This is a genomic window from Paenibacillus tabacirhizosphaerae (assembly GCF_040812395.1).
Lineage (GTDB): Bacteria > Bacillota > Bacilli > Paenibacillales > NBRC-103111 > Paenibacillus_E.
In genome coordinates this window covers 72286-84284 of record NZ_JBFNXH010000018.1, presented here as the reverse complement: position 1 = coordinate 84284, position 11999 = coordinate 72286, and the positions used below count along the sequence as shown (strand labels likewise).

The 11999-nt window shown below is 48.4% G+C and carries 14 protein-coding genes and 1 pseudogene; 2 read left to right on the top strand and 13 right to left on the bottom strand.

Features of this window, described 5'->3' with window-relative positions; translation table 11 throughout:
- Positions 1 to 54 precede the first annotated feature (54 nt).
- Positions 55 to 852 carry a Cof-type HAD-IIB family hydrolase gene (locus ABRS97_RS23690; protein ID WP_367817949.1) on the top strand — a complete coding sequence of 266 codons (798 nt, stop codon included), beginning with the start codon at positions 55 to 57 and terminating at the stop codon, positions 850 to 852.
- A gap of 58 nt (positions 853 to 910) precedes the next feature.
- Here ABRS97_RS23690 and ABRS97_RS23685 read toward each other — a convergent pair whose 3' ends face one another.
- The 3 genes from ABRS97_RS23685 to ABRS97_RS23675 form a co-directional block, all read right to left on the bottom strand.
- Entirely contained in the window at positions 911 to 1261 is a 351-nt protein-coding gene (locus ABRS97_RS23685; protein WP_367817947.1) for a DUF805 domain-containing protein, read from the bottom strand.
- 194 nt (positions 1262 to 1455) lie between these two features.
- Positions 1456 to 1899 (bottom strand): HEAT repeat domain-containing protein, encoded by a 444-nt coding sequence (locus ABRS97_RS23680; protein WP_367817945.1) that lies wholly within the window; start codon positions 1897 to 1899, stop codon positions 1456 to 1458.
- A 14-nt stretch (positions 1900 to 1913) separates the two neighbouring features.
- Positions 1914 to 2099, bottom strand: a complete 186-nt coding sequence (locus ABRS97_RS23675; RefSeq protein ID WP_367817943.1) for a DUF3934 family protein — start codon at positions 2097 to 2099, stop codon at positions 1914 to 1916.
- Between the two features lie 243 nt (positions 2100 to 2342).
- On the opposite strand from ABRS97_RS23675, the gene ABRS97_RS23670 reads away from it, so the two are divergent.
- Positions 2343 to 3194, top strand: a complete 852-nt coding sequence (locus ABRS97_RS23670; protein WP_367817941.1) for an SDR family oxidoreductase — start codon at positions 2343 to 2345, stop codon at positions 3192 to 3194.
- A 203-nt stretch (positions 3195 to 3397) separates the two neighbouring features.
- Here ABRS97_RS23670 and ABRS97_RS23665 read toward each other — a convergent pair whose 3' ends face one another.
- From ABRS97_RS23665 to ABRS97_RS23620, 10 genes and pseudogenes are all read right to left on the bottom strand, one after another.
- Positions 3398 to 3718, bottom strand: a complete 321-nt coding sequence (locus tag ABRS97_RS23665; protein WP_367817939.1) for a DUF2653 family protein — start codon at positions 3716 to 3718, stop codon at positions 3398 to 3400.
- 3 nt (positions 3719 to 3721) lie between these two features.
- Positions 3722 to 4351: a hypothetical protein gene (locus tag ABRS97_RS23660; RefSeq protein ID WP_367817937.1), complete on the bottom strand. Its 630-nt coding sequence runs from the start codon at positions 4349 to 4351 to the stop codon at positions 3722 to 3724.
- A gap of 148 nt (positions 4352 to 4499) precedes the next feature.
- A pseudogene (locus ABRS97_RS23655) lies at positions 4500 to 4625 on the bottom strand (GntR family transcriptional regulator); the annotation flags it as partial.
- An 83-nt stretch (positions 4626 to 4708) separates the two neighbouring features.
- A complete protein-coding gene (locus ABRS97_RS23650; protein WP_367817935.1) occupies positions 4709 to 5725 on the bottom strand; it encodes a sugar kinase in 1017 nt (338 codons plus the stop codon).
- The gene (dagF, locus tag ABRS97_RS23645; protein WP_367817933.1) at positions 5718 to 6473 is read right to left on the bottom strand and encodes a 2-dehydro-3-deoxy-phosphogluconate aldolase; all 756 of its coding nucleotides are present in this window, start codon (positions 6471 to 6473) and stop codon (positions 5718 to 5720) included. The genes ABRS97_RS23650 and dagF overlap by 8 nt, the downstream gene beginning before the upstream one ends.
- Position 6474: 1 nt before the next feature.
- Entirely contained in the window at positions 6475 to 7578 is a 1104-nt protein-coding gene (locus tag ABRS97_RS23640) for a DgaE family pyridoxal phosphate-dependent ammonia lyase (protein WP_367817931.1), read from the bottom strand.
- Positions 7556 to 8656 (bottom strand): amidohydrolase/deacetylase family metallohydrolase, encoded by a 1101-nt coding sequence (locus ABRS97_RS23635; RefSeq protein WP_367817929.1) that lies wholly within the window; start codon positions 8654 to 8656, stop codon positions 7556 to 7558. The genes ABRS97_RS23640 and ABRS97_RS23635 overlap by 23 nt, the downstream gene beginning before the upstream one ends.
- 83 nt (positions 8657 to 8739) lie before the next feature.
- Positions 8740 to 9591, bottom strand: a complete 852-nt coding sequence (locus tag ABRS97_RS23630; protein WP_367818014.1) for a carbohydrate ABC transporter permease — start codon at positions 9589 to 9591, stop codon at positions 8740 to 8742.
- Between the two features lie 39 nt (positions 9592 to 9630).
- Positions 9631 to 10506 (bottom strand): carbohydrate ABC transporter permease, encoded by an 876-nt coding sequence (locus ABRS97_RS23625; protein WP_367817927.1) that lies wholly within the window; start codon positions 10504 to 10506, stop codon positions 9631 to 9633.
- Positions 10507 to 10589: 83 nt separating this feature from the next.
- Positions 10590 to 11933 carry an extracellular solute-binding protein gene (locus ABRS97_RS23620; protein WP_367817925.1) on the bottom strand — a complete coding sequence of 448 codons (1344 nt, stop codon included), beginning with the start codon at positions 11931 to 11933 and terminating at the stop codon, positions 10590 to 10592.
- Between the last annotated feature and the right edge of the window lie 66 nt (positions 11934 to 11999).

Below are 11999 nucleotides of genomic sequence, written 5' to 3'. Positions count from 1 at the left end.
TGCTTATAGCAGAATTTTTCATAGATAACTAACTTATCGATCGGAGAGGACTTCATGACTTACAAACTAGTAGCTACGGATTTAGATGATACGCTTTTACGCGATGACTTGACCATTTCTCAAGAAACGATTGACGCGATGCATCAAGCTGTTGCCAAAGGGGTCACTGTCACAATTGCCACAGGCAGAAGCTTCCCATCCGCCGCGAAAATTGCCAATCAAATCGGACTTAACGTCCCCATCATTACTTATCAAGGCGCCCTAATCAAAAATTTACTGGACGAAGAAATTCTCTACGAGCGGACGGTTCCTGTGGAATGCGCCCGTTTCCTGCTAGATTTCTGCGAGAAACGCGATCTTCACCTTCAACTGTATCACGGCGACGAACTGTATGCAGGCGAAGACAACGACAAAATCAAAAATTACGTTCGCAACTCCAAAACGCCTTACATCATCGGCGACTTGCGCCAATGGATCGATATTCCGCAGCCAAAGCTGCTGATCGTCGACAAACCGGAGGTTTGCGACCAGCTTCGCGATGAGCTGCTGCCTCTGCTCGGCGACAAGCTGCATATTACCAAATCCAAGCCGCACTATTTGGAATTCATGCACAAAGAAGGCACCAAAGGCCATGCCATCGCATTCCTCGCTGCTCATATCGGCTGCTCCTTGGCTCAAACGATTGCGGTCGGCGACGCATGGAACGACCGGGAAATGCTCGAAGTTGCCGGGCTCGGCGCTGCGGTCGAAAATGCGCTGCCTGAGCTTAAGAAGCTGGCAAACTATGTTACGCGCAGCAACAACGATGATGGCGTTCGTCATGTCATCGAGAAATTTGTTTTGGAGAACTAAAAGAAAAAAACCGATTCCTGGTTGCAAGAAAGCTTGCATCAGGATCGGTTTTTTTGTTCTAGCCGAACAATTTAGGGTTAGGACCGTGTTGATTTTCGCCCTCTTGGCTATCTTGGCTGAAAAACACGATGAGAATAATAGCGCCAACAAGAGGAATCAAGCCAAGCAGAAGCATCCATCCGCTTCTTCCCGTATCATGCAATCTCCGAGCGCCAACAGCCAAAGACGGTAATAAAATAGCCAAAGAATACAGGTAAGATAAAACCGACAACGGCTTTACGATTGCCACCAAGATGCTCAGTACGATAGAGACGATAACATTGAAAAGAACAAACATCCAATATTCCTTGCGTCTCGCTCTTCCTTGAAAACCTACATAATTTTTTAGTACCTTCAAATACCATTCCATTTGTGTTCCTCCTAGATAGGATAATTGATATGTTTACACCGAATATGTAAACATCTTCCTATGGGATATTCTACATTACAACAATAAATTCCTTTTTTCGACATAAAAATCCTTTGAATGACAAAAAATAATCCCGCCATGGCGCATTGTTAAGAGGCGTGGCGGGAACTTTGGGTTCGTTGCATAGTATAGACTTACTTTTTCGAAATTGATGCCCAGGTGGTTTCAAGCCATTTTTCAAAATCATCGCCCTTTTCACCTTCGTACGTATCATAGACATCGAGTCTCATTTTCTGTAACTTCTCTTTGAACGCTTCAAATGTATGGCCTTCCGGCAAGCTTTTCTTCACCCTTACCAGGATTTTGGCAGCACCCTTGATCAAATCGCCTTTTTTCCTTGACGGTAATTGAACGTCTTCGCCAAATTGTTTGAGCTTGCGATAAGCAACCTCTTGAACGGTATAGACGGTATCACTTTTCATTCTATGCTTAAGCAGATTGATAATTTGATCGTGATTCCACTGACCTAACTCTTCAACAGCCGCCAGACGTTCTCTCCAATTAGATGCCCGATTAAGCGATTTTTTTAATTCCTCGTAATTTGCAGGCAAGTCACTTTTTATTTCTATATAATCCAAAGAAATTCAACCCCTTATTTTTTAACGGATTTATCCGCTTTGTTACTGCTGGCACCCTTGGTGCCGTCTGCTTTTTTAGTGCCTTTACTTACATACGGTTTTGGAGAGTTCTTTGCTTTGTTAGCACTAGCTTTCCATCGGTTCCAGCCTTTACTGTCTGTTCCTCTTCCCGTTCCGCCTTTACCCTTAGCTTTACTCAAAACATCACTCCATTATTTATAAGTTGAGCTCCCTGCCCCTATTTAGTCATATCCATCGTGCTTAGTTATTTAACCAAGCATGTTGAATATTACATCACAAGCTCCAATATGTACAGGAAAAGTCATTGCAACCTCTGTATTACTCATAGAGCAAGCGTCATAAGATAGAATGGGGTTCCATACTCAATTTTGAAAATGCACGAATGGCGCATTCGAATTTATTTAACGAAGGGTGCGAGGCTTATGTTCGATAAGACGCTGTTACAGGATAAAGTTATTCTCATTACGGGCGGCGGTACCGGTCTTGGCCGCGCCATGGGTGAAAAATTCCTTGCTTTAGGCGCAAAGCTGGCGATCACGAGCCGCAGCGATGATGTTTTGGCCAAAGCCGCTGCGGAAATGAGCATCGATGGCCGCGAGGTCTTCTATACGAGCTGCGATGTGAGGGACCCGCTTCAAGTTCAGCGAATGGCAAGCGCAGTTGAACAGCATTTCGGGCGCATAGATGTGCTGATTAATAATGCGGCAGGCAACTTCGCCAGCCCGACGGAGCATCTATCCCCGCGAGCGGTAGATGCCGTACTGAACATCGTGCTGCATGGCACGTTCTATACGACACTCGAAGTCGGCAAAAGGTGGATCGAGCAAGGTACCGGAGGCACGATGCTCAACATCGTCACATCCTACGCCTCCACCGGCTCAGGCTTCGTTGTCCCTTCCGCTGCCGCAAAGGCCGGTGTGCTTGCATTAACGCGCTCGCTTGCTGTCGAGTGGGCCCGATACGGCATCCGGCAGGTAGCGATCGCTCCCGGCCTGTTCCCCACCGAAGGCGCATGGAGCCGGTTGGCTCCGACACCGGAGTTGTCGGAGAAGCTGCTGAACCGCGTACCGTTGAGGCGGGTCGGGGATAAAGATGAGCTGGCGAACCTCGCCGCCTATCTCATTTCAGACTACGCCGCCTATATTAACGGCGAAGTCGTCACAATCGACGGCGGCGAATGGCTTCAAGGCGCCGGGCAGTTCAATGATCTGCTCGAAGTGACGGGCGAGCAATGGGTTAATCTTGCGGAGTTGACACGCAAGGGCAAGTCATAACGAGCGGCGCTGCAATGCAGTTCCTGATTTATGATACGAAGCTAGCTGCCCCTGCAGATCCCTGTTGATACGCTCTTACTTGCATTCATTAATCGATTGTCGGTCGTCCGCTTGCGAAGAGCACGAAACTAAAAAAATCGCCAATCCTTGCGGCTCCGATCGGAGTCCGGTGGATGGCGATTTTTATTTGAGAAACGTTTTGCTTACCGTTCTACGATGACGTCTGCGCTGAAGCTTTGGGACGACTCATCCCAGTTCATCTTCACCAGTAAACAATCGGCACGGAATGAATAGTACGAAGACAAGTAAACGGATACGGCGTCAATCACTTCTTGCTGATTCAAGCGGTGTTGTCTGCCATACAGTACGCCGCTTGCTGAGAATCCATAACGCTCATCGAACGAAATCTGAACCTCGTGAACGTTCTGAGGCGCACTTCCTTCTACACGTCCATGATTGTCTTGAGAAGCAATATAAACATGAACAGAATCTACCACGTCTTGTTGATCCAGAAATATGTTCATGAATTAGTAGCTCCTTCTTCTAAACGATCTGACAATACTCATTACGACTCCAATGACCACAATGATCAAAATAATATCGATCAACATGGAGAAAAAGGAGAATGACTGATGAACGAAACCACCGCCGTAGGAAGGATAATAGCCTCCCCATGGGTGAAGCATGGAACCTAGAAATGTACCTGCGGCGAACGCTCCGACCATCGGCCACATGCTGCTGCCCATTCGCGCTCCAGTTGGAACGCTTGATTGGTACGTACTTTTATTATAGTAAGTACGGCCCGTATTCGGGTTAACCGTACTGCCGCTCGTTACGTTGGCAGAAGGACGCTGGTAACCCGTGCTGTTCGTTGCTCCGCTGCTCGTGCTGCCACCGGAATTCGACATGCTCGGCACTGTCGATTTGCTCGATGATCCACCGCTAAAGCCGGAAGAGCTGCCGCTGTTAGACGTACTTGGCGATGTCTTGCTGCTCGACCCGCCGCTGAAATTCGAGTTAGATTTGGAGCCTGTCGAGAAAGAGCCTGATCGAGACGATGTGCTTGGCGAGCTTCCTTTCGCATCTGCTACGGAAAGGTTCACCGTATTAGCCAATAATAGAATGGCTGTCATAATGGCGAATATTTTTGTTTTCATTTTACTTTCCACCTTATCTGTAAGTCGTTTGAACTTTTATACCAAGTAATACGTTGGCGCGCTTCGGGAAGTTTCACTTTCCTTCGACAGAAATCAGAGAATAGGAGAAAGACCCCTTCCCAAACGGAAGAAGTCTTGCGCAAGATGCTTATATATCATAATTCACTATATAATTATGCAGTTCAGTATTGTAGTACCCTTTGCTGAATTCAATCGAATCACCCTTCTCATCGTAAGAATAGCGCGATCTCATTAATAAGGGAGTGCCCTCTTTGACTAGAACCTCCGTGAACCGTTTCCACTTGCATTGCGATATAAAGGCCTGTTATTTCTAGACAAGCTCACGAAAATCATCCACTACCTTTCTACATCGCCCACAGCTTCCGTCATCGCCCGGAGAATTTCACTTTCCGATGACATTGGCGTATCGCCTACAATCGTATGCGCCAGCATGCCTGCAGCCGCGGCAAATCCGACTGTCTGATCCGGCGAAAATCCTGAGATTTCCCCGTGTACGATACCGCTTGTGAAAGCGTCGCCTGCACCAATTCTATCGTATATAGAAAATGTGAATAGCTTCGAAAAGGTAAAAGCTCCATTTTTGTATATAAAACCGCGTATAGAATGCGTGTTATCTCCATTAATCGTACGGTGCGTACCGGCTATGACGGAAATATCATAGGTTTGCGCAACAGTAGGCATAAGAGCTGTCAGTTGATCTTGCCGTTCTTCTTTATCAGTATGCATGCCTAGGATGAGCATTGCGTCTTTTTCGTTCATCATGACAATGTCCGCCAGCTGCAGCATTTCTTCGTAATGAGGTTTAGCTTTCGCGTAGCCTCCTTCGCCCCAATGAGCTGAACGGTAGTTGCAGTCAAATACAACGGTACCGCCATTTGCTTTAACGGCTCGTGCCAAAGCCTTCATATGCTGCCGCACGTCATCATTCATGGCAAGCGTAATTCCGCAGAAATGGATCATATCCAGTTGCTGTGCGATGCCTGTATAATCATACGTGCCTTCAGGCGCGGTATTGAAGCTGCTTTCCTGTCGATTGGAATATGTCACGCGGCTGGGCCGGACGCCGAATCCATTTTCAAGAAAATACATGCCTAAATAGCTGCCGCCTCGGATAAGGAACGTTTGCGCAATGCCAAGCTTTCGCAGATAAGATTCCGCTGCATCGCCGATGAGATTAGCAGGTAATCTGGAGATCAGAGCGCCTGTATGTCCAAAGCGCGACAGTGCAGAGCTTACATTCACGCCAGTGCCGGAGAACGAATAATTCAGTGAGCTTGACTGGGATAAGAGCTCATAGCCCGGAACCTGCAAGCGCATCATGACCTCTCCAAAAGCCGCAATTCTCTTAGGCATGGTGATCGACCCATTTTTTCATTGTTGCCAACAGCTCGCGCACATCCTCGACGTTCGTCTTTCCTGTAGCTTTATCGATAATCGATGAGTACACGTGCGGGATGACTTGCGGAACGTTCGCTTCAAGCGCTATGCGCAAGATGGCCTCAAAGTTCTCTTTATCGATACCACCCGTCGGCTCAAGCGCAAATCCTTCTTCTCCGCAAGCCTTGGCGACTGCACGCAGCTCATCTTCACACTTCAAGCCATTCATCGGGAAGTATTTCAAGGCGTTGCCCCCCATATCGCGAACAAGCGCGATGGCGGTTTTAACGGGAACGATGGCATGCTCGCTTAGCGCAGTACTCACAGGTCCTGTTGAAATGTTGACAAAGCCTGCTCGGCCCGTAGGCGACACTAGGCTGTTAATCCAGCTATCTCGCTCGCCCAAGTTAGCGCGGGTTGCGCCTACAGCGGGGAATACTTGATTAATATGGCTGCCAGAGTAATGTTTTGCAATGGCCGCAACAACGGCCGCTTGACGGTTATCGCCAGCGCCTAATCCGATGGATACGGCTTCGTCGATCGCTTTCCCGTACTCCTGCATAGCGGCTACTGCCTTTTCTACAGTTGGATAATCCTTAGAAAGAACGCCTACCAGTACGTAGCCTTCTGCGGCTTCGAATACTTCTTTCGCATTCTCTACGCTGTTCGCCAATACATTTAATGCCGCACGGCCTTTATAGAAACGTTTCGCAATGTTGGACATCTTATTTGCCTCCTGCCAATTTACGAATTTGGGCGAAAATCACTTCGATATCATCGCCTTGGAGCGGACGAGGGTCGATATCAAAATAGCCTTGTCTTACGCCATAGTCCCGCGTATAGATGGCAATTTCGCCATCGCGAAGTCCGGTTACGACATCCTTAGCGGAGGTTCCAGCTTGCTCCGGGTCGATTTGAATGCGCGCACGGAATATGGCACGACCCGCTTCATCCTGAACGGTGGTCACCTTCACACCGCTCATTTCATTTAACGGCATTAAGGCTAGCAGCGTTTGTTTTTCTTGCTCGCTTTTGTCTTCTTTGACGCCGTATTCATCCAGCGCTTGAAGCAAGCCAAACGTGGTTTCTTTGCCTACTTTCATACTCCTGCCAATACCGTGCAATTGAACTTTGACCCACTCGATATAGGTGCGTTTACCGCCGATGATTCCCGAAGTCGGCCCTTCAATTGCCTTAGAGCCGCTATAGATCGCGAGATCCGAGTATTTCACATACTTCTGAATATCTTCCTCTGCTGCAGCATCCACAATGAGAGGAACGCCGTTGCGCTGCGCGATCTGCCAGGCTTCTTCGACGGAAATCATATTTTTCTGGACTGTATGGTGTGACTTCACATAAAGAATCGCTGCCGTGTTATCCGTCATCGCATCCTCGATGTGCTCAGCTTTGCCTTCATTCGCATAGCCGACTTCGACGAGCTTCCCGCCGCCAAGATAAACCATCGTCTCAACAGGCGCTCCATACTGCACATTGTGACCTTTCAGCATGATGATTTCGCTTTTGGCGATAGGATCTTGGTGCAGACGCTCGCTTTTGCGCCGATTCCCACGGGTCACAATCGCCGCAACGGAGAGCGCGATACCACTTGAAGCCGAATTTACAATAACTGCCGCTTCAGAACCTAGGATACGAGCCACATAGTCGCCTGCTTTATCTACTAGATCGGCAATTTCCACATAGCTTTGTCCTCCATGCTTCATGGCATCCATAACGGTATCTGTCGGAGCTGATACCCCCAAGATACTCATCCGCCCACTGGCGTTAATTACACGTTTGAGACCATATTTAGCATTCAATGAGTCCGCCATTCACAAACACCCCTCTGGTTTCTATAATTTGGTCGCCTACCCGCTCATCCCCTTCGGAATCAACAAACGCAATCGACTCCTTACGAACAGTGAAAAGCGTGAGATTAGCCGAGTCGCCCACTTGAATTCGTCCAAGCTCCGGCTTCTGAAGCCAGCTCGCTGCATGTGTCGTAACCGCCGCAATCACTTCTTCGAGCGAATAGCCAAGATAAAGAAACTTCGACAGGACATGAGCCATACTGTATACAGGGCCATTCAATCGGTTGCCGCGATAGATATCGGTGGAAATCGTGTTCAGCCCGATGCGATGCTTTTTGGCTGCTTCAGCCACCTTGAAGGAGAAGCTTGCCGTGCCATGGCCGACATCCAAGTGTACGCCCTTGTGGACAGCATCTTTTAATACTTGAAGCGGTCTGCCTTCAGGATCAAAAAGATTATTCGCTTTTCCATTCAGATAATGCGTAATCACATCTCTTTTCTCTAAAAGCGGGACAATCTCCTCGATACTTGGCGGTCCGGAACCGATATGAACCATTAAGGGCAGCGATGTTTGGTTCGAAAGCGCCCGCGCTATGCGCAGCGGCTCAATTCCGCTGCCGCGAACAACGCTGGAGCTGATTCGAGCTTTTAAACCAACGATTAAATCTTGATACACGTGAACCGCACGAACAACTTGCTCGCGATCGATCCATTCCAGATTGGACAGCTCGTCAATTCTTTTCAAACCGATACGCGATATGTTCAAAAACGCAAGCAAGTTGGTTCGCGCATGCTCACGGCTAGCTGCCAAATCGGCAATCCGATCCGCACCGCAGCTTCCCGCATCGATGATGGTCGTTACTCCTTGCTTCACGCCGATTTCATCGATTTCATCGCCATAAGGATCAAAATCGGGAAACGCATGAACATGCAAATCAATCCAGCCGCTCGACACATAAAAACCGGAGCAGTCGAAGATGTGATCGCCGCTTCCGCGTCCCGCTTCCGTCAGCTCCGCAATGATGCCGTCTTCGATCACAATATCGATGACTTCGTTATTCACTCGTTTGATATGGCGCAGAACGATACGCTCATTCATTCTTTTCACCTTTTTCTTGATAAAGTCAGAGGGCCAGCGGCCATCTGACTTTTCGGTTTTTTACATATGGAGTAACGGATCCTTTAGCCTTTAACCGCTCCAGCCGTCATACCCTTCATAATTTGTTCCTGGAATAACAGGAACACGACGATCGTTGGCACCACGGCTATCGCGAGCGCAGCCATCGTCAGCTCGTAATCCGTCATGTAGCCGGTTGCAAATGCGGATAAGCTGAGCGGCACCGTCTTCATCGAAGGCTTGCTAATAAAGACAAGCGCGAAGGCGAAATCATTCCAGAATCGCAGGAAGCCCAGGATCGCGACTGTCGATAGCGCCGGCATGCTCAGCGGCAGCATCATGCGGAAGAAAATTCCCCAATAGCCTGTGCCGTCAATCAAAGCGGCCTCTTCGATTTCTTTCGGAATCGAGACCAAATAGGCAGCTAGCACGAAAATGGCAAGCGGCAATTCAAATGCTGCATACGGAAAAATAAGCGCCCCATACGTATTCAAAAGGCCGATTTTTTTCATCAAAATGAACAGCGGCACTAGTGTACTGTGAATCGGGATGAGCATGCCCAGCAAAAACAACCCCATGAAAAACGGCTTCAACCGGAATTCGAACCGGGACAGCACATACGCGGCAAGCGCGCCGATGACCAGAGTGAGCACGAGAGCTGCTACCGTCACAATGGCCGAGTTCATCAGCGAAAGCCCCATGCCGGATACCTTCCACGCCCGGACGAGGTTATCCCATTTCCAAACGGAAGGCAGTAAAAAAGGCCGCGAATAAAACTCTTCATTCGATTTAAAAGCACTAATAAACAACCAGATCAGCGGATACAACGTAACCAACGCGTAGAGGGTCAATAGGACATTGGTTACGCCCTGCGTCCAGCCTCCCCGCTTCTTACTATCATTTGCGAAATTCCCCATTGGTGTAGATACAGTCTGCTTCATAGGTGCCCCTCCCTCCTAGCGATAGTCCCGCTTCATTAGATACTGACTGCCGACAATCAAAATCAGGCTTAGAATAATGATCGCCGTTGAGATGGCGCTTCCAAATCCAAAGCGATATACGTTAAATGTGCTATTGTACATATAAGATGCAAGCAGCTCAGTTGAATGCGCCGGGCCTCCGCCCGTCATCACATAAATCAGATCGAACGCCTTCAAGCTGCCCGAAATGCAAAGCACGACCGCAACCTTCACGGTATCCCAAATCATCGGCAGCGTAATTGCGAATAGCTTCCTTGCCGGGCCAACTCCGTCCAGCTGAGCGGCATCATCAATTTCAGGAGAAATATTTTGCAGCGCGGCAATAAACATAATCATGTAAGGACCTATATAGTTCCAGATGATCGGCACCATCAGTGCGTACATCGAAAATTTCGGATCTGAGAGCCAAGCTTTTTTCCAACCTTCGAGTCCAACTCCATCTAGCAAAAAGTTCAAAATACCAATCTGCGGGTGATAAATGTATCCCCAGATAATCCCGACAACGACAGATGACAGTACCATCGGCATAAACACCGACGCGCGAATAATTCTTTGAAACAAGGTGCTTCGCATAAGCAAAATCGCTAAAATCATGGCAATCGGCACCTGACCGAAGACGGAGGCAACGACGATAAGCATGTTATTTTTAAAAGACTTCCAGAAGATCGGATCTTTGAATACTTCTACATAGTTGTCAAATCCAATGAATTTGGCCGCTCCTATGCCCTTCCAATCGAAGAATCCGTAGTAGGCCGACCAGAAGATAGGTACGATAACGAAAAAGAGATAGAGCACCAGAGCCGGAATCAGCCCTATCGTGATGAACCCTTTGATGCGTGCGGCTGCGTTCATGACTTCCCTCCTAAACATGTTCTGAAAACTCGTTTTAAAAAAGGGCTCCAGCCGGGATGTGGCTGGAGTCCTGGGGCCATACGTTATTTGCCGACGGCTTTAGCCTGCGCGTCTTGGATTTTCTTGGCGATATCCTCTGGCTTACCGCCCATGAGGAGTTCTTGAAGGCCGTTGTTCACTACATCGGCGCTAGCGGAGCTAAGTCTGCCGTCGTAAACCGGTGTTCTCTTCACGTTGCCCATCATTTTGTAAACCTCAGCGAAGATGGAAGATACTTTTGTCGTATCCAGCTCCGCTTTATAGCTAACCAGGTTATTGCTGTCCAGGATTGCTTTCTGTGCTTCCGGACCCGCAAGTGCGTAGATCAGTTCCTGAGCCGCAGCTTTTTGAGCGCCAGTTACTTTTTTGCTCATACCCAGACCCGTTCCAACTACGCCTGAAAGGGTATTCGGATCGCCTTTGCCGTTCGGCACGGAAGGCAGTACAGTTACAGCCATGTTCGCCAGCGCTTCCTTGGATGCGTTAGCCGCCAAGTTCGTCAGTGCCCAACCGCCGTCAATCATCATAGCGGATTTGCCTTGAGCGAACATTTGTTCCATTTGCGTATTGTCGATACTGTTGAAGCCCTCTTGGAAAGCGCCTGCTTTGCCAAGCTGCTGCAGATAGGTCAACGCTTGCACGAATTCAGGATCGGTAAATTTCGCACCGTTTTGGTCAACGGCTTTCAAGAACCACTCCGTACCCGTTACACGATCGGCAAGGGAACTAAGAATGCTTGATTGCGCAACCCAAGCTGCTTTATTTCCAAGTGCGATTGGCGTGACGTTATTCTTTTTGAACGTGCCGACCAGATTCATGAGATCATCCCATGTTTTCGGCGGTTGTACGTTATATTTATTGAAAATTTCTTTGTTGTAATAAAGAATTGAAGTAGGAGAAAGAGCCATAGGCGCACTGTACGTTTTGCCATCGATGGTGAAATCATCGAACGAACCTGGCAAAAAGCCATTTTTCCAATCTGGTTTGCTGTCCAGCAAGTCGTTAATCGGTTGAATCAAATCGCCACCGACGAATTCTTTCGTCATAACACCTGGCCACATGACGAACAGGTCCGGCATTTCATTAGCCGCGGCAACCGTTTTCAGACGCGGACGGTAGCCATCGGGCGGGATGCCTTGAACGTCCAATTCGACGTTCGGGTGGTCTTTTTTATATTGATCCATGAAAGCACGCATCGTTTTGGCGCGAAGATCTTCACCTGTGTAGTTGTGCCATATGGATAGTTTTATTTTCTCACCTGGTTTAGCTGCATCTGTTGCTTTGGGAGTCGTTGTCGTTGTATGGCCAGCTTCTTCTTTGGCGCCGCAACCAGCTAGCAGAGACAGTGATAGAGCTGCTGCCATTGTGACAATAAATGATTTTTTCATGTTATTGAACCCTCCTCATCTCTAGTTACAACCTTAGTATAGGGGACATTGTCAGGGGAGGGTACG

Excerpts from the sequence above, each read along its gene's own strand:
- ABRS97_RS23690 (WP_367817949.1), top strand. The coding sequence starts at position 55 with ATGACTTACAAACTAGTAGCTACGGATTTAGATGATACGCTTTTACGC.
- ABRS97_RS23685 (WP_367817947.1), bottom strand. The coding sequence starts at position 1,261 with ATGGAATGGTATTTGAAGGTACTAAAAAATTATGTAGGTTTTCAAGGA.
- ABRS97_RS23670 (WP_367817941.1), top strand. The coding sequence starts at position 2,343 with ATGTTCGATAAGACGCTGTTACAGGATAAAGTTATTCTCATTACGGGC.
- ABRS97_RS23665 (WP_367817939.1), bottom strand. The coding sequence starts at position 3,718 with ATGAACATATTTCTGGATCAACAAGACGTGGTAGATTCTGTTCATGTT.
- ABRS97_RS23660 (WP_367817937.1), bottom strand. The coding sequence starts at position 4,351 with ATGAAAACAAAAATATTCGCCATTATGACAGCCATTCTATTATTGGCT.
- ABRS97_RS23650 (WP_367817935.1), bottom strand. The coding sequence starts at position 5,725 with ATGCCTAAGAGAATTGCGGCTTTTGGAGAGGTCATGATGCGCTTGCAG.
- dagF (WP_367817933.1), bottom strand. The coding sequence starts at position 6,473 with ATGTCCAACATTGCGAAACGTTTCTATAAAGGCCGTGCGGCATTAAAT.
- ABRS97_RS23640 (WP_367817931.1), bottom strand. The coding sequence starts at position 7,578 with ATGGCGGACTCATTGAATGCTAAATATGGTCTCAAACGTGTAATTAAC.
- ABRS97_RS23635 (WP_367817929.1), bottom strand. The coding sequence starts at position 8,656 with ATGAATGAGCGTATCGTTCTGCGCCATATCAAACGAGTGAATAACGAA.
- ABRS97_RS23630 (WP_367818014.1), bottom strand. The coding sequence starts at position 9,591 with ATGGGGAATTTCGCAAATGATAGTAAGAAGCGGGGAGGCTGGACGCAG.
- ABRS97_RS23625 (WP_367817927.1), bottom strand. The coding sequence starts at position 10,506 with ATGAACGCAGCCGCACGCATCAAAGGGTTCATCACGATAGGGCTGATT.
- ABRS97_RS23620 (WP_367817925.1), bottom strand. The coding sequence starts at position 11,933 with ATGAAAAAATCATTTATTGTCACAATGGCAGCAGCTCTATCACTGTCT.